Source organism: Frankia sp. CpI1-P, from assembly GCF_001421075.1.
Taxonomy (GTDB): Bacteria; Actinomycetota; Actinomycetes; order Frankiales; family Frankiaceae; genus Frankia; species Frankia torreyi.
Map to the genome: position 1 here is coordinate 54583 of NZ_LJJX01000007.1, position 20059 is coordinate 74641.

Annotated in this window: 11 protein-coding genes and 11 pseudogenes; 5 read left to right on the forward strand and 17 right to left on the reverse strand. The window is 72.1% G+C overall.

Annotated features, from left to right (window positions below):
• Window positions 1-3: 3 nt before the first annotated feature.
• The 6 genes and pseudogenes from FF86_RS41965 to FF86_RS41980 all read right to left on the reverse strand — a co-directional run bounded on the left by FF86_RS41965 (window position 4) and on the right by FF86_RS41980 (window position 3631).
• Window positions 4-855, reverse strand: coding sequence for an ABC transporter substrate-binding protein (locus tag FF86_RS41965; protein WP_242418334.1), 852 nt, complete (start codon window positions 853-855; stop codon window positions 4-6).
• Window positions 856-882: 27 nt separating this feature from the next.
• Window positions 883-1348, reverse strand: a pseudogene (locus FF86_RS41970) (ABC transporter substrate-binding protein); the annotation flags it as partial.
• Window position 1349: 1 nt separating this feature from the next.
• A pseudogene (locus tag FF86_RS41975) lies at window positions 1350-1443 on the reverse strand (ABC transporter substrate-binding protein); the annotation flags it as partial.
• A 476-nt stretch (window positions 1444-1919) separates the two neighbouring features.
• Window positions 1920-2802, reverse strand: an 883-nt coding sequence (locus FF86_RS06655) for an ABC transporter permease (protein ID WP_255355721.1), incomplete at its 5' end; no start/stop codon positions are given.
• A 1-nt stretch (window position 2803) separates the two neighbouring features.
• Window positions 2804-2921: pseudogene (locus tag FF86_RS64000) on the reverse strand (hypothetical protein); the annotation flags it as partial.
• Window positions 2922-3253: 332 nt separating this feature from the next.
• The gene (locus tag FF86_RS41980; protein ID WP_242418302.1) at window positions 3254-3631 is read right to left on the reverse strand and encodes a hypothetical protein; all 378 of its coding nucleotides are present in this window, start codon (window positions 3629-3631) and stop codon (window positions 3254-3256) included.
• Window positions 3632-3824: 193 nt separating this feature from the next.
• Between FF86_RS41980 and FF86_RS41985 the strand changes: the two genes are divergently transcribed.
• Window positions 3825-4686: M20/M25/M40 family metallo-hydrolase (locus tag FF86_RS41985; RefSeq protein WP_242418303.1), on the forward strand; the 862-nt coding region annotated here is incomplete at its 3' end.
• A gap of 1 nt (window position 4687) precedes the next feature.
• A pseudogene (locus FF86_RS41990) lies at window positions 4688-5183 on the forward strand (M20/M25/M40 family metallo-hydrolase); the annotation flags it as partial.
• Window positions 5184-5650: 467 nt separating this feature from the next.
• Here the strand turns inward: FF86_RS41990 and FF86_RS34660 are convergent.
• Together FF86_RS34660 and FF86_RS34145 are read right to left on the reverse strand one after the other, a co-directional pair.
• The gene (locus FF86_RS34660) at window positions 5651-5878 is read right to left on the reverse strand and encodes a hypothetical protein (RefSeq protein WP_044885192.1); all 228 of its coding nucleotides are present in this window, start codon (window positions 5876-5878) and stop codon (window positions 5651-5653) included.
• Window positions 5875-6021: a hypothetical protein gene (locus tag FF86_RS34145; protein WP_157866931.1), complete on the reverse strand. Its 147-nt coding sequence runs from the start codon at window positions 6019-6021 to the stop codon at window positions 5875-5877. The genes FF86_RS34660 and FF86_RS34145 overlap by 4 nt, the downstream gene beginning before the upstream one ends.
• 1066 nt (window positions 6022-7087) lie before the next feature.
• Here FF86_RS34145 and FF86_RS35530 point away from each other — a divergent pair.
• The 3 genes from FF86_RS35530 to FF86_RS06685 all read left to right on the forward strand — a co-directional run.
• Window positions 7088-7333, forward strand: a 246-nt coding sequence (locus tag FF86_RS35530) for a hypothetical protein (protein ID WP_206778908.1), incomplete at its 3' end; no start/stop codon positions are given.
• A 1128-nt stretch (window positions 7334-8461) separates the two neighbouring features.
• Window positions 8462-9322 carry a sensor histidine kinase gene (locus tag FF86_RS65525; protein ID WP_396229800.1) on the forward strand — a complete coding sequence of 287 codons (861 nt, stop codon included), beginning with the start codon at window positions 8462-8464 and terminating at the stop codon, window positions 9320-9322.
• Window positions 9323-9519: 197 nt separating this feature from the next.
• Window positions 9520-9966, forward strand: coding sequence for a hypothetical protein (locus FF86_RS06685; protein ID WP_044885243.1), 447 nt, complete (start codon window positions 9520-9522; stop codon window positions 9964-9966).
• Window positions 9967-10075: 109 nt separating this feature from the next.
• Here FF86_RS06685 and FF86_RS06690 read toward each other — a convergent pair whose 3' ends face one another.
• The 9 genes and pseudogenes from FF86_RS06690 to FF86_RS42030 form a co-directional block, all read right to left on the reverse strand.
• The gene (locus tag FF86_RS06690) at window positions 10076-10279 is read right to left on the reverse strand and encodes a DUF5703 family protein (RefSeq protein WP_009737761.1); all 204 of its coding nucleotides are present in this window, start codon (window positions 10277-10279) and stop codon (window positions 10076-10078) included.
• 1948 nt (window positions 10280-12227) lie between these two features.
• The gene (locus FF86_RS06700) at window positions 12228-14102 is read right to left on the reverse strand and encodes a glycosyltransferase family 39 protein (protein ID WP_044885244.1); all 1875 of its coding nucleotides are present in this window, start codon (window positions 14100-14102) and stop codon (window positions 12228-12230) included.
• Between the two features lie 384 nt (window positions 14103-14486).
• Window positions 14487-14680 (reverse strand): annotated as a pseudogene (locus tag FF86_RS42000) (FAD-dependent oxidoreductase); the annotation flags it as partial.
• Window position 14681: 1 nt separating this feature from the next.
• Window positions 14682-15552: pseudogene (locus FF86_RS42005) on the reverse strand (FAD-dependent oxidoreductase); the annotation flags it as partial.
• A 1-nt stretch (window position 15553) separates the two neighbouring features.
• Window positions 15554-15977: pseudogene (locus tag FF86_RS42010) on the reverse strand (NAD(P)-binding protein); the annotation flags it as partial.
• Window positions 15978-17818: 1841 nt separating this feature from the next.
• A pseudogene (locus tag FF86_RS42015) lies at window positions 17819-18115 on the reverse strand (hypothetical protein); the annotation flags it as partial.
• 1 nt (window position 18116) lies between these two features.
• Window positions 18117-18652, reverse strand: a pseudogene (locus FF86_RS42020) (hypothetical protein); the annotation flags it as partial.
• Between the two features lies 1 nt (window position 18653).
• A pseudogene (locus tag FF86_RS42025) lies at window positions 18654-19173 on the reverse strand (hypothetical protein); the annotation flags it as partial.
• A gap of 1 nt (window position 19174) precedes the next feature.
• Window positions 19175-19873 (reverse strand): annotated as a pseudogene (locus tag FF86_RS42030) (hypothetical protein); the annotation flags it as partial.
• Between the last annotated feature and the right edge of the window lie 186 nt (window positions 19874-20059).

Here is a 20059-nt window from a genome sequence, read left to right on the forward strand (position 1 = left end):
CATTCACTTGACGACGCCGAACTGGGCGAAGTCCGCCATGCCGTACGCGGAGGTGAAGTAGATGTTCGTCGTGCGGTCGCTGAACAGGTTCAGCGCCTTGTCGTAGACCAGCGGAATGTAGGCGGCGGACTTCACGACCGCCTTGTCGGTGTCGGTCCAGATCCGCTGGGCCTTGGCCTCGTCGGTGGTGGCGATGCCGTCGTCGAGGCCGGAGTTGACCGCCGGGTCGTTGAGCTCGGCGTAGTTGCTGTTCCCGGCGGGGAGGATCTTGCGGCCGTCGACGATGGAGCTCAGCATCGCGTACGGCGTCGGCCAGTCCGGGCCCCAGGCGGCCATCGCCAGCCCGATGCCGTTCTTGTGGACGTTCGCCGGGATGCCGATCGTCGAGGAGAAGTACTGCGACGGGGCGCTCTTGTTGATCGTCACCTTCACGCCGATCTTCGCCAGCGACGCCTGGACCGCCTCGGCCTGCGCGACCTCCTTGCCGTTGCTGCGGCTGGCCAGCGTGGTGGAGAAGCCGTTCGGCTGGCCGCAGGCGGTGAGCTCCTGCTTGGCCTTGGCGACGTCGCCCTTGCTGCCCGCGGTCGGGAACAGGTCGAAGGACTTGTAGTACTTCAGCGGCGGGGTGAGCATCGTCGTGGCGACCGCGCCGCCGCCGACCGGGCCACCGCGGGCGAGCTGCTGGGCGGTCTTGTCGAGGGCGTAGGCGACGGCGTTGCGGCAGTGGACGTTGTCGAACGGCTTGACCTGCGTCATCACGGACAGGTAGCGGATGAAGCCGGTGACGTCGTTGGTGGTCCGGTCCTTGCGCAGCGACGGATCGCCGAGGATCTTGTTCTGCGCGCTGATCTGCACGCCGGTCTGGCCGACGTAGAAGTCGGNGCTGTTGGCCAGCAGCCGGTTGTCGACGTCGTCGAGGTCGAGGCCCATCGTGACCTCGATGCGGTCCGGCAGCGCCTTGTTCACCGTGTCCGTCTTCGGGTCCCAGTGCGGGTTGCGGACGAAGGTAATGATCTTGTTCGGGGTGTACTTCTCGATCTGGTACGGGCCGGAGGAGACCGGCTTGAAGGTGTAGTTCGCGCCCGTGTCCTTGGCCTTCGGCACCGGGGTGACGCCCGGCAGCGCCATGACGAAGTTCCAGTCCGCGAACGGCTTGTTCAGGTGGAAGGTGATCGTCTTGTCGTCCGGGGTCTCGACCGACTTCAGACCCAGCTTGTTCGGGTCGGTGTCCTTGTAGGGGCCCGGGTAGGGGGCGCTGGGGTCGTCGAGGTAGTCGATGAGGTAGGTCGGGCCGCCGTTGATGACGTCGGTGGCGAAGACCCGCTCGACGGCGTACTTGATGTCCTTCNACGTGATCGGCGTGCCGTCGGCGAACGTGATCCCGTCCTTGAGCGTGTACGTCCAGGTCTTCAGGTCCGACGAGGTCGGCACCGCGGTCGCCAGGTCACCNGTGAGCTTCGGCGTGCCCGGCTGCGGGGAGTAGGTGACGAGCTGGCGGGAGATCCAGCGCTGCTGGTCCCAGCAGTTCGCGTAGTACGTGCGGGCGGGGTCCCAGTAGTCGCAGTNGGAGTCGTTCAGGGCGCGCAGCGTCCCGCCGGACTTGTCGGACGGGTGCAGCAGCGCGTCGCTGGNCCCCGCCGACGAGGTGCCGTTCGACGAGCTGCTCCCCGAGGATGTGCCATTGGATCCGCCGCTCGAACCGCCGCCCCCGCTGCTGCCGCCGCACGCGGCCAGCACCAGCCCGGCGGCGGCGGCGAGCGCCCCCATCCGGATGAGATTTGCACGCCGTTTCATGAATCTCCCTCACACGTGTGCCGGTCCCGCCGTGTCGCGGGCGGGTCGGCCCGGATGTCCCGCGGGATGACCGGCGCGGGAAGCCGGCAGGCAGCGGCGCGCCGGGCGCCGCGGGTGGAGCGCGATCATCGGCCGCCGCGTGGGTCGAAGGCGTCGCGCAGGCCGTCGCCGAGCAGGTTGAACGCGAGCACGGTGGCGAAGATTGCCAGTCCCGGGGCCAGCATGAAAATCGGCTCGATGCTGTACCAGCCGTGCGAGGCGACGGCCAGCGAATCACCCCAGGAGGCGGTCGGTGGCCGGACCCCGACCCCGAGATACGACAGCGCCGCCTCGTTGAGAATGTTCGTGGGAATGAGCAGCGTCGCGTACACGAGTACCGGCGCGGCGACGTTCGGCAGCAGCTCCCGGAACATCACCGTGAACGTCCCCGCGCCGAGCGAGCGGGACGCCTCGATGAACTCCCTTTCCCGCAGCGACAGCACCTGCCCGCGGACGATGCGTCCGATGTACGGCCAGGCGAATATCCCGATGACGAAGACCAGTACCCCGATCCGCAGCCCCGAACCCGACAGACCGAACGCCTTGTTCGGAATCACCGCCACGATCGCGATCGCGAACAGCACCGACGGCACGGACAGCAGCAGGTCCATGAGCCGCGCGATGATCGTGTCCCACAGCCCGCCGAGATACCCGGCGAGCATCCCGAGAACCGTGCCGATGATCACTGCCGTCGCGGTCGCCAGGAGCGCGACCAGCAACGATACCCGCGCGCCGTAGACGGTCCGGCTGAAGATGTCCCGGCCGTTGACCGGCTCCACCCCGAGCAGATAATGCCAGCTCATCCCGCCGAAACGCCCCCGTGGCGCGGCGGTGTTCGGATCAAGAAGGTCGTAGTGCGGCTCGTTCGGCGGATGTCCCAGCAGCGAGACCATGACCGGCGCGAATATGGCGATCAGTGCAAGGAGGATCAGGAAGACTCCGCTGATCATTGCCGGTTTGTCGCGCCGCNGCCGGATCCAGCCGGATCGCCATAGCGATCGACCCTCCGGCTGAACGACGGCCGGGGCGGCAACAGATTCGACCATCATCTCGCCCGGCGGAGCCGTCATCGTCCTACCACCACCCATCCTGGCCGCGAATTCGTCTTCCCGATGCGGTCGCGGGAACGCTAGCCAGCCGCAGTGGTGATGAATAGCCGTGGACGGTAGTTGACCCGGAAACTTTTCGTCTTCGCTACATGGCGCGCGCCGCCGACATCATCAGATTTTCTTCGGACATACATCGAAGACATCGCTGTAACACCGACACGTCGATCACCTGTGTGGACCCGGTGCCACAACCACCCGTATCGGTCACAACGGGTCAGACCGGACGCCCTCTGGGGCGCTGCAGATCTTGCCGGGGCCGGCGACAGGTCCGGGGCCGGCGACAGGTCCGGGGCCGGCGACAGGTGCCGGGGTCAGCGGGAGATGCGGATGTGCCGCCTACTGCGGTGGCCCGCGGCGATCGTGGCCGATGGCCGGATACCGGTCAGGGCGCCCGCATCGGCCTTGCCCGCATCGGCCTTGCCCGCATCGGCCTTGCCCGCATCGGCCCGAGAGTCGGCGTCGTGACTCTCGGCCAGGGTGGGGGTGCCCGGGCTCTCGACCAGGCCGTCGGGGACGTGGCGGGCCGGGCGGGGGCCGATGGGCAGCGGGTGATCCGGGCGCAGGCTCGCGACGATTCGCCAGACGCCCCGGTAGCCGTGGGTCACGTGGAGGTGGTAGTCGAGGTCGCCGGTGCTGAGAAAGCGCTCGGCGCAGGCGAGGTCGGAGCGCGGGCAGGGGTAGACGGTCACGGGGACCTCCCACGGGCGGATCGCGGTCGGCGGCGCGGATCGCGGTCGCTGCCGCGGATCACGCCTTGGGCGATCACCGTGGGGCCACCTCGGTCGGGGACGCGGCGACGCAATGCTGCTGGTCGGCTACGACAATGTTTCACGGTACGGTCCGCGGTCGGCATGCGCATCCCGGGCGGGGCAGACTGGAGGCATGCCTAGCGCGCCGTCTTCGTCCCCCGACCCGACCGGTGGCATCCGGCTGCCGGTGACCGCACCGGACGCCGAGGGTGAGGTGGTCGAGCTCTGTCGGGACCTGCTCCGCTTCGAGTCGGTCAACCGCGGCAACGGCGACGGCCACGAGCGCCCGATCGCCGAGTACGTCGCCGCGAAGCTCGCCGAGGTGGGGATCGAGCCGACCATCCTGGAGTCGGAGCCGGGCCGTACCAGCGTCGTGGCCCGCATCGAGGGCACCGACCCGTCCCGCGCGCCGCTGCTCATCCACGGCCATCTCGACGTGGTGCCCGCCGACGCCAGCCAGTGGCGGGTGCCGCCGTTCTCCGGTGAGGAGGTCGACGGCTGCCTGTGGGGGCGCGGCGCCGTCGACATGAAGGACATGGACGCGATGACCCTCGCGGTTGTGCGCGATCTCGCCCGCTCCGGCCGCAAGCCGCCGCGCGACCTCGTCGTCGCCTTCCTCGCGGACGAGGAGGCCGGCGGTGTGCTCGGCGCCCGCTGGCTCGTCGAGCACCATCCCGACCTGTTCGCCGACTGCTCCGAGGCCATCGGCGAGGTCGGCGGCTTCTCCTACACCGTCTCCGACGACCTGCGGCTCTACCTCATCGAGACGGCCGAGAAGGGCCTGGCCTGGATGAAGCTGACCGCGTCCGGCCGGGCCGGGCACGGGTCGATGATCAGCGACGACAACGCGGTCACCGCGCTGTGCGAGGCGGTGGCGCGCCTGGGGCGCCACGAGTTCCCGCTCGTGCTCACCCCGACGGTGCGGGTGTTCCTCAACGAGCTGGGGGAGGCGCTCGGCGTCGAGTTCGACCTCGACGACCTGCAGACCACGGTCANCAAGCTCGGCCCCGTCGCCCGGATGATCGGCGCGACGCTGCGCAACACCGTCAACCCGACCCAGTTGCAGGCCGGCGAGAAGGTCAACGTCATCCCCGGCGAGGCCACCGCCTACGTCGACGGCCGCTACCTGCCGGGCCAGGAGGAGGAGTTCATCCGCCAGCTCGACGAGATCCTCGGACCGGACATCCGCCGCGAGTGGGTCGTCCACGACGGGGCCGTCGAGACCGGTTTCGACGGGGCGCTGGTGGAGGCGATGGGCGCCTCGCTGCGCGCGGAGGACCCGATCGCCCGGCCGGTGCCCTACATGCTCTCCGGCGGGACGGACGCCAAGTCCTTCTCCCGGCTGGGGATCCGTTGCTTTGGCTTCTCCCCCCTGCTTCTGCCCGCGGACCTGGACTTCTCCGGGATGTTCCACGGCGTGGACGAGCGGGTGCCGGTCGAGTCCCTGCGCTTCGGCGTCCGGGTCCTGGACCGTTTCCTGCGCGCCTGCTGACCTCGCCGGGTCGCCGCGGTGCGGGGTCTGCTGTTCGTGGAGGCCCAGGACCGTGGTTTCGCCGTGCGTGAGGCAACGGAGTCGGGTGCGGTCGGGTGTGCCGAGNGGCTTTTGTCCTCGGGTGTGCGACTGAGAGTGCGATCTCCATGCCTGTTCCCGTCGACTCGCGCACTTCGGCGCTTCCGGCGCACGCGAATCGGTGGACGGGTGGCGACTGGCAGGAGCGGCGAGACCGGAGGCCGAACGGTNAATGACGCCGCGCCGCAGTACTGAAATCTGTACTTCGGTACTGTGGATATGCCTCGGTGTCGGGACGTCGTGCTGACGGCACCATGTTCCGGCGATTTCGCGGCGACTTCGAGGGTCCTTCCGATGGTTACCTTGTCATCGCGATCATCGTCCTGCGACGACGGAGTCGCGCCGCGACCTCCTCGGCGTCGGCGCTGTCCGTGGCGGGATTCGTCGGTTCATGCCTTTCCGCGGCGATGATGATGGCTGCGCCGGCCAGGCGTTCCCCCCGGGGGTCCCACCAGGCCGGAGGGGGACACGGGTCGGGCGGCGGGTCCGGCGATCGTGCACGCGTAGCCGGCGTGGGCGCCGAGCAGCGGATGGTGCACGGCGGCGCGCTTCCGGTCGTGCCGGTTCGGGGCGACGACGCCGGTGGGCGGAACGGGCTGGCGGTCGCGTCGGCTCACGGCATCCGCCGGCCGCGCAGCACGCTGTCGACGAGCAGGAAGAACGCGCCACCCCACAGGTGGGTCGTCAGGGCGTCGGCGCTCGCCAGGCCCGTGACGAGTAGGACCGCTGCGGCGGTGAGGCCGACGACCACCCGCAGCACGGCGGCAGCCGCCCAGAGCGGTGGCGGTTCCGGGTCGCTCGAGGCGGGCTCGATCGGTTCGTGGAGATCCTCCCTGCCCTCCGGGAAGTCCCCGTTCCCGGGAGATACGTGTTCCCTCGGGGGCGGGGGTTCGTCGTTCCCCGGAGGTTCGTCGTTCCCTGGGGGTTGGCCGTTCCCCGAGGGTTCGTCGTTTCCCGAGGGTTGGTCGTTGCCTGGAGGGTCGACACTGGCTGTGTTGGCCTCGAGAGGGTCCACGTCGTGGGCACAGTGTGCCAGGACGACGACCACGACGACAGGCAGAAGCTGTTGGCGTGGGGTGGGCTGGACCATCGAAGTCTCTCCTTTGATCGATCTTGCTGTGGGTGGCCGTTCCATCGCGGTGGAGTGGCGTTGAGTGCCTGGCTGAGCGGCGTCGAGGTGCTGCCGTCGGGCTGCGGCGACGGACGTCCCCCACCCGAGTGCGCGGACAATGCGGCCGACACGGCACCACAGCGACGATGGAGTAGCTCAATCTAGCTACACCGGTGGCACTATGTGACTAGTACCAGGCGGTGTCAACATCCACTCGCGGGGGAGGGGGCCACGGTGACGTCGGTCCGGGTGCGCTCGGGTCGAGCGGCGCGAGATCGGCGCCCGACCCCGCGCGGTGCCCCCGGTCCCCGTGTGCGGGGACCGATCGTCGGCCGTGAGAAAACACCGGCGCCTTTGCAGGTGCATCACCCTTTACTTCTCCTTCCGGGGGCGGACAGTCGGACCGTACGTGGGATTCCGGCTGGATGTCCACCAGTAAGACCACCCGGGAGAATGCGTGGCAAGATGACGCAACAACGGCTTTGGGGTGGNGCCGTTCGCGATGCGCGTGTGGACCGGGTGCGACAGGCATGTCGCATCCGGAGCCGGCGTGCTACCAGCCCTGTCGTCGCGATGCGACTGGGTTTCCGCATTCCGTCGTCACTCGAAAGAAGGACCGATGCCCGGGGCTCCACAGCGGTCCCCTCGGCAGCTCGCCGACCCTGACCTGGCCGCACTCATCGAATACCGACACGATCTTCACCGGCGTCATCCGGTGCCCGCCGACCAGATCGCCCGCTGGATCCTGCCGGACGATCCCTGGAAGAACCAGCGGAGTCTGTCGAGGAAGATTCTCCGTCTGTTCCAGGATGGAATAGGAAAATCGTCTGCCCAATGGATCTATTTTCAGGGGCAGATCCAACTCGGGGTCCCGCCCGAGGATCGCGACACCGCGCTCGACGAGTGCGGCCGCCTCTACCGCAAGGCGTTTCCGCAGGCCACCGACTGTCCGTACCCGGCGNCCGACCCCGTCGCCGCGGGTTTCGACCCGCTTCGAATCGTCATCCGCACCCAGGACAGGCTGTTGGAGAACGCCCTGCACGAGCTCAGGCAGATGCAGGCGTTACTCGAGGAGACGCGGTGGGAGGCGCGGACGCGTGAGGCCGGCCTGAGCGCCGCGATCGACTCCCGCGACCACATCCTCGAGGTCGGGTCCAGGGAGTGCGACCGGGCGCATCGCGAGGCCGCCGCGGCCCGCGACGCGCTACGTGCCGCCACCGAACGGGCCGCGGGGCTCGAGGAAGAGGCGCGGGCCCTCACCGCGCAGAAGCAGGAGCTCGCCGCACAGGTGGCAGAGCTCGCCGTGCAGATGACGGAGCTCGCCGACCAGGTGCAACGGTTGCGACAGCAGGTTGCGACTCCCGCCGACCGTCCAGGACACCCCGCCGCGACCACCTGCGCGGTGACTGTCGCATCAGCGCCCGAGCCCCCGGCGGCGCCCGAGCCCGAGCCCCCAGCGGCGTCAGCATTCGCGGCGGTGCCCGCATCGCTCGCGGCGGTGCCCGCATCACGGCCGGCCTTCGACGCGCCGTTACCCGCCGGCGGGTGGCTTCCGCGCGGGCTGCCGCTCGCGGACTGGAAGGCCCGCCACATCCTGGTCTGCTGGATCCTGGCGCTGCATCTGCCGCTGATCGCCGGCTACGCCTGCTACCAGGGCGCGTCTGTCGGCCACGCCCTGGTCGCGGCGCTGCCGCCGCTGCTGCTGCTCGCCGCCGCGGGGCTGCCGGGGGGACCGCGAATCCGCACGCTGGCCGCGGGCGCCGGACTGCTGTGCTCCTCGACGATCCTGATGTTCCTCGCCGGNGGCGCCTGCCAGCTCGTCCTGCACTTCGTCGTCGTCACCGCCCTGCTCGCCCTGTACGAGGACTGGACGACCCATCTGCTCGGCCTGCCCGTCGTGTTCATCGCCGACCCCGTCGTGCGACACACCGTCGCAGGCGGCCGTGATCCGTTCGGACCCGTGTGGATCGTCGGCGGGTTCGTCGTCGCGCTCACCGGCGTCCAGCTCGTCCTGCGCCGTCACGGCGAACAATCCCGCCAACGGGCCGCCCATTACCGCGGCCAGCTCTACGAAGGGCAGGAAAGCCTCATGGCCCGTATCGAGGAGACCGACCGGCTCCGTAGCGAACTCGTCACGACCGTCAGCCACGAGTTCCGCGCACCGCTGGCCGGCATCCGCGCCACCCTGGCAACCCTGCGCAGCGAGCGCGACCGTCTGTCCGACGCCCGGATCGACGAGCTGCTCGACGACGCCGCCGGGTCCTCACGACGCCTGCATCGCCTGCTGGAGAACATGCTCACCGCGGCGACCGCCACCGCCGTCGTCGACGACGACGTCCGCACCGACCTGCCGTCGGTGCTCGCCGAAGTCGTCGAGACGCTGCGGGCCGCCGTCCCCGCCCGCGCGAGCAGCGTCATCATCGACGCCGCGGGCCGCCTGCCCGTTCGGATGGCCCACGGCGCGCTGCACCAGCTCGTCACGAACCTCCTCGACAACGCCGCCACGTACGCCCAGCCTGGCGCCCCGATTCGGCTGACCGCCGGGCAGGTCGGCGACGAAGCCGTCCTACGCGTGCGCAACCCCGGACCCGACCTCGACCCCGACACCATCCGCGGCCTGTTCGAACCGTTCGGCCGTCACCCCGGCGCCGAGGGCCGCCCCGAGGACGGCGCCCAACTCGGCCTGTATGTCGTGCGCCGGCTCGTCGAGGTCCACGGCGGCCGGCTACGGATGACCGCCCAGGACGGCGAGATCGTCGTCGAGGTCAACCTCGCCACCGCCTCCACCGCGGGCACCGCCTCCACCGCGAGCACCGCCACCACCGCGAGCACCGCCTCCACCGCGAGCACCGTCGGCACCGTCGCGCCAGCACCGCCCGTCCCCCGGTCGCACCCCACTCCACCGGCCGCCGTGCCCGCCCAAGCCCGTGCTCACGCCCGCGCCCGTTGACGCAGACTCGGGCCCGGCCCATCGCGGCGGCTGGGAGGCGCACGTGCCGCCGAGGCGGCCCATGGGTCAAGGATGACAGGTGGCCCGGGTCACTCCTGCGCCCCCGGCGGGCGCGGTTTCCTGGACAGACACGTCCCGTGCCGCTCGTCCGTGAAGTGTCACCCGTCGTGTAAGTGTTGCCGTCGCTGCGTGACATCATGGCGGATGTGACCGACGACGCAGTGTCCGCCGCTGGCCTCGGGCCGTCCGCCGAGGTCCCGGCGGACGGCCCGTCGGTCACCTTCGCCTATCTGGTGCAGGTCAGTCTGGACGGCAGCCGGTGGGTGGCTGATCGGACGGAGCCGTCCGGCGGCTTCGAGCACAGCCCGGGTACCGCGGCGCAGGTCGCCTGCCAGGTGCTGCGCCGCCGTTTCGTCCAGTTGCGGGCCGACGAGGACGCCCGGTGGCGCGACGTGTGGTTCCGCGCCGACGTCTGGTCCCTCGACCGGCCCACCGGCTCGGCGCAGGCTGGCCAGCCGGGTTCGCCGGGGGTCCCGCTGACCGGCTGGGCGCTGTCGGGGCGGCATCTGCAAAGCCGTGGGATTGCCCCGGACGCCGTGGAGGTGCGCACGCCCGCCCAGGTTCGCCGCGAGGTCGGCCGCTGATCGGAGTCGGGCCGCGGCGGTGAGGCGCCCGCGCAACATGCTGGGCGGGGGGCGGTGAGGCGCCCGCGCACCGTGCCGGGCGGCGGGGCCCGTGGTGGGCGGAGCGGCGTCAGGTGGGCAGGTAGCCGGGCAGGCCGCCCGGGCGCCGGCGGCGGCGCAGGACGACACGGCGCGACCCGTCGGGGAACAGGCGCAGGCGTTCCAGCTCCCAGTCGCCGAACTCGGCGTGCATCGTCAGGATCTGCACGGCCGCCCGGCGGTCCGTTCCTGGCGGCATGTACAGCTTCTGGTATTCCAGCTCGACCCCAGCCAAAGCGACCTGACCTCGACTTTGCGGACGATGGGACGGTTTGCCGACAATGGGACGGTTTGCCGACGATGGGACGGTTGCCGACGACGGAATGTGGCGGACGGTGCGACGGGCACGGGCGCGAGGTCCGGATGCTCCGTTACGGCGGGGGACAGGGCCACCGTTCGGCCCCACCACGTTAACCGTCCCGCTACCTCCCGCAAGGGACTGCGGCGCGTTGGGGGCCCGGCTGTTGCGGGTTCGTACCGGCCTGCCGATCATGACACGGCGGGCTGGCCGGCGCATCGGCGACGGGCGGGACTTCGGCGCACGCAGAGCGCCCCGGGGGAACGTAGGCCACGGGGCCGCATGGAGGAGGGCGCATGGCGGACTTCAGGACGCGGCGGGCCTCAGGGGACGTAGGAGAGGGTGAAGGCCAGCGTGGCGTAGAGCGTCATCGCCGCGGTCGAGGCGACGAGGGCGAACGTGAAGACTTCCCGGCGGGNGGTGACCAGCGCCGCGACCAGCAGGAACGGGAAGGCGCCGTAGACGTAGCGTTCCGCCGAGTCGAGGTTGCTGCCGGTGAGCACGGCCGCGAGCACCAGCGCGCTCCACAGCACGTAGGAGACCGGCAACCGCCGGGCCATCACCACCAGGCCCACCAGGGCCAGCAGCAGCCACGGCACGTGCAGGCCCGTGCCCAGCTCGCCGGAGAAGGCCCCGCGGGCGGCGTGCCACAGCACCGACAGGGGGTTGCCGGTGCTGCCGTGGCGGGCCTCGTCACGTTGGAGGGTGAACGGCGCCAGGCCGTCGCCGTAGGTCCGGGCCGACCAGAGCACGTAGATCGCGGCGCCGGCCGGTGCCGCGAGCACTGCCACCAGTCGGCGTAGCAGGTCCCGCGGGCCGATGCCGCCCGCCGGCGCGGCCCGTCCGGATCCGCTCGCCGCGGCGGCCCGCTCCGCCTCGTTCGCCGCAGTGGCCCGCTTCGTCCCGTTCGTCCCGTTCGCCGCGGTGGCCCGCCTCGCCCCGTTCACCGGGGTGGCCGTCGGGGGGCCGAGGCGGCGCAGACCGGGCCAGGGCAGTCCGCGGGCCGCCTCCACGGCGACGGGGACGGCCAGCAGGACGCCGAGCGGCCGGCACAGCCCGCCGAGCAGGGCGGCCGCGGCCGCGAGCTCCCACCGGCGGCTGCGCGCGCCGAGGAACACCGCCACCGCCAGCAGCCCGGCCAGCGCCTCGGCGTATCCCATGACCAGGACGAACGCGGGCGGCGCGAGGGCAGCGAACCAGATCAGCCGGAAGGTCGCGTCCGAACCGAGCCCCTCGAGGCGGGCCAGGCGGACCAGCGCCAGGGCGAAGCCGACGGCGCACAGGTTGACCACCAGCAGCAGCACGATGCCGACATGAGCACCGGCGCCCGGCAGGTGGGACAGGACCCGCACCAGCGTGGGCAGCAGCGGGAAGAAACGGCGGCTTTCACTGCCGGCGCCGCTGTAGCCGACCTCGGCGATCGTCTTGTACCAGCCGGCATCCCATCCGAGCAGGTCGGTGGTCTGCAGCCGGGCACCCTGGTCGCCGCGGGCGTTGTCGGCGATGAACTTCGTCATCGCCAGGGCGGCGCCGACGACCAGCCGGGCGGCGAGCCAGGCGAGTACGACCTCCCGCAGGCACCACGGGTCGTCCCGGCGGACCAGCGCGCGTCGCCGGCCCGCGGTGCGTCGGCGAGACGCGGATCGGGTGCCGTCGAATGGGACGGTGCCACCGGGTGGGACGGTGCCACCGGGTGGGACGGTGCCGGCCAGTGGGGCGATGCCTTCGAGTGGGGGAGGGGGGTCGCGCGGGATGGTGGAGTCGCCTGGGGCGGCGGGAACGGGCGGGGGGACGGCGGGGTCGTGCGCGGGGGGCGTCCCCGGCTCGGATGCCGGGCCTGGGCCCGGCTGTGGACCGGGGTGGGCGGACGTCCCCCGCGCGGTGGTCACTGCGCCTGGAAGCGCAGCAGCGAGTAGTTCTCGTACACCTTCGCCGGCAGGCCCTGCTCCATGACCTCGTCCGCATGCGGGCGGGCGTTCTGCAGGGTCCCGCGGACCTGCGTGCACAGCACCTCGTAGGTCCGGTAGGAGCCGGAGCCGGCGAGGAAGACGGTGTGCTGCGGGCCGGCCTCGGTCAGCGCGCGCCGTGCGATCGCCTGGCCGTCGGCCTTGGCGTTGCGATCCTCGTAGTCCACCCAGTCGACCCGGTCCGGTGGCGCGTAGGTCGGCACCACGTACACCTTCAGCCAGGACGGGACGGTGCGGGCGAGCCCCGGGCCGAGCTGGTCGGGGCAGACCAGCATGACGTCGCCGGGTCGCGCGAGCCGCTGGAGCACCTGGGCGGCCTCGCCGGCCTGCGACCGTTCCCGCCGGATGTCGGTGGTGCCGGCCAGCAGGCCGACCAGGGCCGCGACGGCGACGACCCCGTGGAACACCCGCCGGTCCCCGATGATCGTGGCACCCAGGCCGATGACGAGCAGGAACGGAACGAAGGCGGTAGCGGTGTACCGGTCGGCCCAGGCGTTGCCGACGAGCTTGCCGGCCGTCACCGCGACGACGAGGGTGCCCGTGGCCAGGAAGAACATCGTGCGGCCCGGTTCGAGACCGCGCAGGTCGATCAGGATGAACCGGCCGCCGGGACTGCGCCCGGCGATCCCGGCGGCGGCCAGGCCCGTGATGAGAAACAGCAGCAGGCGGCCGAGGGTCGTCGGTCCGCCGGCCCACTGGCCGTAGGCGTGGGAGATCGCCGCGTAGCTGGCCGGCTCGCCCCAGGGGGTGCCGGTGTGGGCGAGCTGGTTGAAGAAGTTCGGCAGCCACGGGGAGAAGACGATCGCGCCGCCGACGATGCCGAGCAGCCCGTAGACCGGCCCGCGCCGTTGCGGCGTCAGGTATCGGCTGGACGACGGGGACCGGCCGGACGACGGGGACCGGCCGGACGAACGATGGCTGCGCGCGCCGGGCGGGCGGCCCGTCGGGCCGCCGTTGACCGCCCCGGCTCCCGGCCGAGGCATGGCGGCGGTCGCCGGCATCGAGGAGACCGGCCCGCTCGGCGGCGACACCAGCCCCGGCGGCGACACCAGCCCCGGCGGCGACATCGCGGCGGTCGGCGGCGCCGCCGCGGTCGCCGAGGCCACGCCGAGCTGGCGGGCGCGGCGCGCGCGGTACCAGGGGCGCAGGGTGAGCAGCCCGGTCAGCCACACGGCGACGGTGAGCAGCAGGTACAGGCACCAGTAGTGGGTCAGCGCCAGGCAGCCGGCGGCGAGGGACAGTCCGATCACCGAGCGCACCGACGGCGCCCGCAGCACCCGCTCCAGGGCGAGTCCGCCGAGCGCGGTGAGCAGCACGATCAGGCTGTACATCCGGGTCTCGGTGCCGAAGTACAGCGCGAACGGCGAGGTCAGGTACAGCACGACGGTGACCTTCGCCGCGCGGGCGTTCACCACCCGGCGGGCCAGCACGAACAGCGGCCATGCCGCGGCGATGTTGATCACGGCGGACAGGGACCGGACGGCGAGGTTGGTCTCCCCGAACACGGCGATCCACCCGTGCAGCACCAGGTAGTACAGCGGCGGTGAGCCGTCCTGCAGCAAACCGTCCCACATGGTCACGCCCGACCCGCCGAGGGGGAGTCGCGCGATGGCGACGCTCTGCGCCTCGTCGAGCCACAACGCCTGGTTGGCGGTGAAGCGCACGATGACCGCGGCGGCCACAAGCACCCCCACGACCACCGCGAACATCCGCCCCGCGCGGTCGGGCGCGTTCCCGACCCGGTCGACCGGCCCGGGGAGCTGCTCCGCCGGCCGGACCGCGACATCCGTCACGGTCAGTCCCTTCCGTCCACGTTGCCCGCGGTGCGGCGGGGTCAACCGGGCCACGATCCGGCCGACCAGGCAGGTCCGCACCCGGTGCAGGTCTCGTGCGGCAGCCCCCGCGCCGCGGCGATGCCGGGCGGGCGCGGGGGGCAGACCGCGGATTGCATGCCGGGGCGGTGGGCTGGCCACCGAAGCCGCCGCCAGGGCGCGCCTGGCGGGCGCGGAGCGTACCGTCCCGCATTCTGGCCGGGTCGGCCGCCGACGGCACGTCGAAGGCACCGCGCGCCGACGACCGAAGATCCCGGCCAGGTTCTTCGTCGGCGGTCGGCGGGTTCGACCCGGCCGGATGTCCCGGCGGGCCGAGCCGCCGCGCTCAGCAGGTCGGTCCGGGCGTCAGCGCTTGGCCGCGCCGCCGGACGACACCTCCTCGTGGTAGTCCTCCTCGACGTTGACCTCCCACACGTCGTGCTTCGTGCCGTCGATGATGTTCTCGACGGTCAGCATGGCGGTCAGCATCGAGTGGTCCTGGTTGTTGTACCGGTGCATGCCGTTGCGGCCCACCGGGTGCACGTTCGGCGTGTTCTCGGNCAGCCAGGCCCGAATGATATCGACGTTGCTCTTGTACTGCATGTCGTAGTACGGGTACGCCTTCGGCATCCGCACGACGTATCCCTGCTCGACCTGGGACGCCCGGATGAGCCCGAGCTCGACGAGTTCCTTGGTGGCCAGCTTGACGAGGTCCTCGTCCGAGCTGCTCCACGTCTCGTCGCCCTCGAAGACGAAGTACTCCAGCCCCAGACAGGTCCGCCCGTCCTTCACCAGGAACGGCGACCAGGAGGCGAAGTTCTGGATCCGGCCGACCTTGACCGTGGGGGAGTGGATGTAGATCCAGTTGTCCGGGAACCCGGCCGACTCCGGCACGACGAGGGCGACGGTGAGGAAGTCGCGGTATTTCAGCGCGTTCGCCGCGGCCAGGACGTGGTCGGGCACCGGCGGGTCCATCACGCGGACCAGCGACGAGAACGACATGGACGAGATGATCTCGTCGGCGGGGTACTGGTACTCGCTGCCGATGTCGGTGCGCGACGACTCCGGCGCGCCGGCGCCCGGGCCGTAGCCGCCGGTCACCGTGGTGGTGACGCCGGTCGCGCGACCGCCCTCGTGATGGATCTTACGGACCTTCTCCTCGAAGACCACCCGACCGCCCTGCTTGACGATCTTGTCGGTGGCGGTCTCCCACATCATTCCGGGCCCGTACTTGGGGTACTGGAACTCCTCGATGAGGGAGGTGATGTCGGTCTGGTTCCGCTTGGGCAGCACCGAGTTCACGATGGCATTCATCATGGACAGGCTCTTGATGCGCTGCGCCGCCCAGTCCGACGGCATCTCGCTGACCGGAACGCCCCACAGCTTCTCGGTGTAGGTCTTGAAGAACGTGCGGTAAAGCCGCCAGCCGAAGNGGGCCACCAGCCAGTTCTCGTAGTTGCTCTGGTCGGCCGGCGGACGCACGCGGGCCGCGGCGTAGGAGGCGATGCAGCGCGCCGCCTCCACCAGGCCCAGCCCGCCGAGCGCGTTCGTCGCCTTCAGCGGGTAGTCGAAGAACTTCCCGTTGTAGTAGATGCGGCTCGATCGCGGCCGGAGCAGGAAGTCCTCGTCCGGCAGGATCTCGTGCCAGAGCTTCTCGACCTCAGGCACCTTCGTGAAGAAACGGTGGCCGCCGATGTCGAAACGCCAGCCGTCCCGCTGCGCGGTACGGCTGATTCCGCCGACGACCGAGTCACCCTCGATAATCGTCACGGGCACGTCCCGTTTCACCAGCTCCCAGCCGGCGGACAGACCTGCCGGCCCGGCTCCGATGACGACTACCTCTGGCTTTTCGGTCACTGTGCCGGACCTCTCCTCAACACACCTTCATGGTCACTCCCGCGGCCGGATGCGGGGCATCGGCCGCCGGGGGCGCCGGACCCTGGGACCGGCCTCGGGGGGAAGTCTCGCATGCGGACGGGTGTGACCCGCCCGCACCCCCTCGCGGTCACCGGCTCGATCATCCGTGGTACATCCGGACTATTCCCCCTGTCCCCCCGGCGATCGGGTGAGTCCGTCGGCCGTGCCCCGGCCCGCCTCTGGCATCGTGCGGGCATGGGTTTGCCTGCATCCGGCCCGCGGCGGCCGGTCGCGGCGCGGCCCGAAGGTGCTGACCCGGGTCCGGACCGGACGCTGCCGGCGATCCTCGTCGGCTGGTGCGCCGTCGCCTGGGGCATCGCGGCGAAGGACGGCCGGTATGGCGCCTGGGCGATGGCCGCCGTCCTGCTCGGCACCGCCGCCGCCGCGTTCGCCACCGTCCGTCACCGCCCGCCGTCCGAGTCCTCCGTGTCCGCGTCCGCGGGCGTCGCCGCCGGCCGCGGGCGGGCGTGGGGCAATGCCTGGCTGCTCGTCGCGATCACCGTCGGGTTGGGCCCGATCGTGCGCCATCCCCGCTACTACGCCGCCGGGCCGCTGGCCGCCGCGGCCGACGCGCTCGCGATCGTCGCCGGTCTGCTCGCCGCCGCCGTCCTGGTGGCGCTGTCCGCACGGCCGGCCCGCGGGAGACCGGTGCCGGCGGGTCTCGCGGCGGCGCGGCGGGTGCTCGGCTCGCCCGCGCTGTTCTGGGTCGTGCTCGGCCTGGCGGGAGCCGCGGGGGTCGCCACCATCCGGGCGGCGCCCGCGCCCCGCATCGACGTGTTCCACCTGCTGCAGGTCTCCACGTCGGGGCTGGCGCACGGCGCGGACATGTACCGCCAGCAGTGGGCGCCGAGCCGGGCCGCCTACCCCGTCGACGGCCTGTTCGACGTCTACCCCTACCTGCCGCTGACCTCGGTGCTGCTCGCGCCGTCGCGGCTGCTGCTCGGCGACGTCCGCTACGGCCTGCTCCTGGCGCTCGCGGCGGCGGCGATCTGCGCGCGCCGCCTCGCCACCGGCCCGCGCGGCGGAGACGGGACGGTCCGCGACGGCGGTGCCGGCGATGCTGGTGCCGGCGGGGCTGGTCGGGGCGGCGCGGACGGGAGGGTGGTTGCGGTCGCCGTGCTGCCGCTGCTGGTCGTGATCCTGCCCGAGTCGATGTACGCGTTGCAGCAGTCGTGGACCGAACCGCTGCTGGTCGCCTGCCTGGCGGCCATGGTGCTGGCCGTCCGGGGCGGCCACGGGCGCACGGCGGTCGTCGCCCTCGCCCTCGCGCTGGCCACCAAGCAGCACATCGCCCTGCTGCTGCCGGTCGCGGCGGCCTGGCCGCGGTTCGGCCCGCGCCGCACGGCGGTGGCCGCGGGCGCCGCCGCGCTGCTCGTCGTCCCGTGGGTGCTGGCCGGACCGGGGGACTTCGTCGACGACGCCGTCTGGACGAACCTGCACTACCGGGTGCTCGGCCATTCCCTGTCCGTGCCGGGCTGGGCGTCGCACTTNGGGGTCACGCTCGGCTTCGCGCCGGCCGTGGTGGCGCTGGTTGCCGCGTATGCCGCCGCCTGGCGTGCGCGCGGCGACGCCACCGGATTCTGCCTCGGGGCCGCGCTGGTCCTGCTCGCCGTGGACCTGATGAACAAGCAGACGTTCTTCAACCACTACACGCTGCCGATGGGCCTGCTGGTCCTGGCCGCCGCGGCCCTCGGTTCCGGCCGCGGCGGCCAGGTCGCGGGCGTGCCCGCCCAGGCCGCCGCCGGTCAGGGAAGCGCCGCCGGCGAGCCCGGCGCCGCCGGTCAGCGCAGGGTGGAGAAGCGTTCCAGCGACGCGCCCTCGTAGAGATTGCGCCGCTCGACCTGGACGGTCCGGTCGCGCAGGGTCGCGAGCTGGTCGGACAGCACCGCGCAGGCACCTTCCAGGAACCGGTACCCGTCGGCGCGCACGAGCAGCACCGCGTGGTCGGGGCCGGCGAGCTCGTTGACCTCGGCGGCGAACGTCGTGCCGTTCGCCCGCTGCATCCGGTCGGCGTAGTCGACCCAGTCGACGAGCGCCGGGCCGGTGTTGTCCGCGTACACGATCTCGCGGACGGTCAGNGGGCCGTGCCGGACCAGCGCCCGGTGCACGGCCGGGCCGAGCTGGTCGGGGCAGAAGGCGACCACGTCGCCCGGCCGCGCGAGCGCGCCGATCCGTCCGGCGATCTCCCCGGCCTGGGTGCGTTCGGTGCGGGCGAGCTGCCAGCCGCCGACCAGCCCGCTGAACACGGCCACGACCAGCACGATCGCCCGCACCCGTGTGCCCGGAAGCTGGGCGATGCCCAGGGAGGCCAGCAGCAGGCAGGCCGGCAGGGCGATGCCGGTGTACCGCTCGGCGTACGCGCTGCCGCCGAACATGTTCACGAAGTACGCCAGCACCAGCGGCAGCAGCCAGATCGCCGCCAGGTAGCGGCCCGGCACCCGGCCGGTCACCCGGACCGCGAGTTCCCGCCTGCCGACCGGCCGGGCGGTCAGGCCGATGAGCGCCCCGCCGAGCAGCACCACGCCGAGCAGCGCGCCGGTCGACTGCGGCCCCGCCCAGTCGAACACCGTGTCGAGCAGCACCTGGGCCTGCACCTTCGGCGCCCACGGGGTGCCNGTGTGCAGCATCTGGAACAGGAACGACGGCATCCATGGGGCGAACAGCGCCGCCGAGGCTGCCATCGCCGCGAACGCCCGCAGCGTGACCCGGCGGTAGTGCGGGCGCCGGTGAGCCTGCACCAGCAGGAACGCCGCCACCGTGAAGATCACCAGGAACGTCCAGTAGTGGGTGTAGACCAGCGCCGCCGTGGCCAGCGTCAGCGTCGCCAGCCGGGGCAGGGTCGAGCGTTCCAGCGCGCGCACCGCCGCGAACCCGAACACCAGCACCAGCAGCACGACCAGCGAGTACATCCGGGTCTCGCTGCCGTAGCGGATGGCGTACGGGGAGCAGGCGAACATCAGCAGCGTCGCCACGCCCACCCACCTCGGGGCGTCCCGCTCGCCGTTGCCGGCGGCGAAGGCGATGCGCCCCACCCGGCGTCCAGCGAGCCACGCCAGCGGCAGCGTGAGCAGCGACAACACGCCCGACAGGGCCCGGACCGCGATGTCGCCGTCACCGAAGACGCTGATCCAGCCGTNCAGCAGCAGGTAGTACAACGGCGGTGAGCCGTCGTGGCGCAGCGCGTGGAGCAGGTCCGGCACCGGCCGGGAGGCGATCGCGACCGTCAGCGACTCGTCGAGCCACAGGTGGCTCGGCGTGGCGAACCGCATGACCGCGCCGACCGCGACCGCGACCGCGACGGCGGCCACCAGCAGCCGCGGAACCTGCGGCACGATCCAGGCCCCCGCCGCGCGCCCCAGCCGCTCGACGCGCCCGACCCGACGCCGCCGATCCACCGGTGCTCGATCCCCGGGCGCCGCCCCGCCGGAGGGCGCTGCTGGTGGCGGGGTCGTCGTCGGCGTCGTGGCTGGCGCTGGAGGCGGCGGTGCGGGCGTCGTGGTCGGCACCGTCGCCGGGACTGCGGCGGTCGCTGTACCGGCGGCGGTCGGCGCCGTCGCCGGAACGGCGGTGCTGCCCGTGTCGGCGGCGTTGGCCGGGGGGACGGCGGTGCTGGCCGTGTCGGCGGTGCTGGCCGTGTCGGTGGTGGTGGTGGCCGTGTCGGCGGTGACGGGGACGGTCGCCACGTCCGCGTCGCCCACGGGGCTCTCGGGCGGGTCGCCGTCCGGTGCCTGCCGGGGCGCGCGCGGACCGGGCAGAACAGTCGGGCCGGACCCGGCCTCCCGGCCGGCGGCTGCCGTTCCGGGTGCGTCTGCGTCCACGATGGGAACGCTACCCATCCTCATACTGCACGATCTTGCCTCCCATCGGGGACCCCCGGCTCGTCGGGGGTGGCGCTGGCTCTCGCGGCGACGGCGTCCACCGGCCATCGGCCCGCCGTCAGCCTGTCATCCACCCGTCACCCCGGCGCCGGATGCCTGCGCGCGCAGTGCCGCGACCCGGGCCCGGAGACGTTCGAGGTCGTC

What these genes read in the sequence shown, in the direction of transcription:
- FF86_RS65525 (WP_396229800.1), top strand. Translation starts at nt 8,462, where the DNA reads ATGGCCCGTATCGAGGAGACCGACCGGCTCCGTAGCGAACTCGTCACG.
- FF86_RS06685 (WP_044885243.1), top strand. Translation starts at nt 9,520, where the DNA reads ATGGCGGATGTGACCGACGACGCAGTGTCCGCCGCTGGCCTCGGGCCG.